Genomic DNA, 2,072 nt, shown 5'->3' on the forward strand with positions numbered 1-2,072 from the left:
GGGTATTCTACTGTTCGGTAATTTCTACTCATAACTAGACAAAACTAACGGAACGTCTATATATTGAGAGTAGTCCTAATTGGTATGTAATTATGGAAGACTCTCGAATGACTATTTCAATAGGAGATACTGCTAAAGAGCTTGGTGTCTCTGTAAAAACTGTACGACGATGGGCAGACTCAGGAAAGTTACGTTTTGAACGTTCACCGTCAGGACACAGAAGATTTTATTTAACAGACATCAAACGCATTACACCAAGAGATTTTAATCAGCTAGAAGACCGCATAACCATTAATTATGCTCGTGTATCCAGTAATGACCAAAAGGAAGATTTGACTAGACAGATACAGGTTTTAGAAGCTTTTAGTGGTGCTAATGGTTGGCAGTTTGAAACAGTATCTGACTTAGGTTCAGGACTTAACTACAACAAAAAAGGATTGCAGAAGCTTCTTAAACGCATCATGCAAGGTGATGTCGGTCGATTAGTATTGACTCACAAAGATAGACTACTAAGATTCGGTGCAGAGTTGGTCTTTGCTATGTGTGAAGAGTACGAGACTGAAGTGGTCATTATCAACAAATCAACGGAAGAAATCACATTTGAACAAGAGTTAGTCACAGACATGATTGAGCTAATTACAGTGTTTTCAGCACGTTTGTATGGTTCTCGTAGTCGTAAGAACAAAAAACTTTTGGATAATGTCGCCAAAGCTGTACAAGAATCTACCTAAATATGTTGGCAATGGGTAGATATGGGGATATACTATAGAAGTCAGCAAAAACATTGGAGGTCGAGCAATGTTACTCAGTTTTAAGACAGAATTAATACCAAATAACAAACAAAAAACGTTGTTCCGTAAAGCTTCTGGTGTAGCTCGTCATGCCTATAATTGGGCGAACGCGACTATACAGAATATTTTAGAGCTACGTAAAGACGATAAATCAATCAAGATTCCTTCAGCAATTGATTTACATAAAAAGTTAGTTGCTGAGGTGAAATCTCAACATGATTGGTATTACGAAGTTAATAAAAACGTTCCTCAAAAAGCATTGTCAGATTGCCGTGTAGCTTGGGAAAGATGTTTTAAAAAGACATCCAAGCAACCACGTTTCAAAAAGAAAGGTCAACGCGATTCTTTTTATCTTGAATCTGGTACTAAAGCAGTTCCGAAAATTCAAAATGATAGAAAACGTATCAAACTACCTTCTATCGGATGGGTACGTTTAGCTGAACCATTACCGATTACTGCGGTGCATAACTGTGTGATTTCAAGACAAGCTGACAGATGGTTTATCGCTATTAAATACGAGATTGAAAAACCTTTAATAGCAGACAATAGACCGACTGTTGGCGTTGATATTGGCATTAAAGAATTAGCTGTTACCAGTAACGGTAAAGTCTTTTCTAATCCCAAAGCTTATAGACGTTTAAGTAAACGCCTAAAGCGTTCACAACGCCGTGTTAGTAAGCGTGTTAAAGGTTCTAAAAATAGAATCAAAGCTATTAAGAAACTGAGTAAGTTGCACGCTCGTATCAGTAATATTCGTCAAGATGCTATTCACAAACTGACTAATTATCTTGCTAAAAACCACAGCATTATAAACATTGAAGATTTATCAGTTAAAGCATTTTTGAAGAATCATAAATTAGCTGGTGCGATCGCTGATTGTGGTATGTACGAGTTCCGTAGACAATTAGAATATAAAACTGAAAAATTCTCAAGCCAATTGGTGCTTGTAGATAGAATGTTTCCCAGTTCTCAAATATGCTCTAATTGCGGTAAACATCGTCATAAAATGCCACTAAAAAACCGTGTTTATATCTGTCCTAATTGTGGTCACACTGAAGACAGAGATTTAAACGCGGCAAAAAATATCGAACGATGGTTTGATGGAATCTTTATCCCGACTCGTTCGGACTTGGCGGTAAGTTCTACCGTGTCAGCCTGTGGAGTAGACAAACCTCTCAAGAGTCATCTTGAGACTACGATGAATCAGGAAGTAAACACTAAAATTACTAATGTCCAGTTTCGTCTAGACTTAGGTAGTTTTGGGTAGGTTTTACAGAACGG

The 2,072-nt window shown here is 37.3% G+C and carries 2 protein-coding genes; both read left to right on the top strand.

Going from position 1 to position 2,072, the window contains the following annotated elements; genetic code table 11:
• Positions 1-92 precede the first annotated feature (92 nt).
• On the top strand, positions 93-731 hold the full coding sequence (locus AC5JMF_RS02140; RefSeq protein WP_495794078.1) for an IS607 family transposase: 639 nt from the start codon (positions 93-95) through the stop codon (positions 729-731).
• Between the two features lie 67 nt (positions 732-798).
• Positions 799-2,058: an RNA-guided endonuclease InsQ/TnpB family protein gene (locus AC5JMF_RS02145; protein WP_495794079.1), complete on the top strand. Its 1,260-nt coding sequence runs from the start codon at positions 799-801 to the stop codon at positions 2,056-2,058.
• The last annotated feature ends 14 nt before the right edge of the window (positions 2,059-2,072 follow it).

The organism is Desmonostoc vinosum (genome assembly GCF_059505385.1).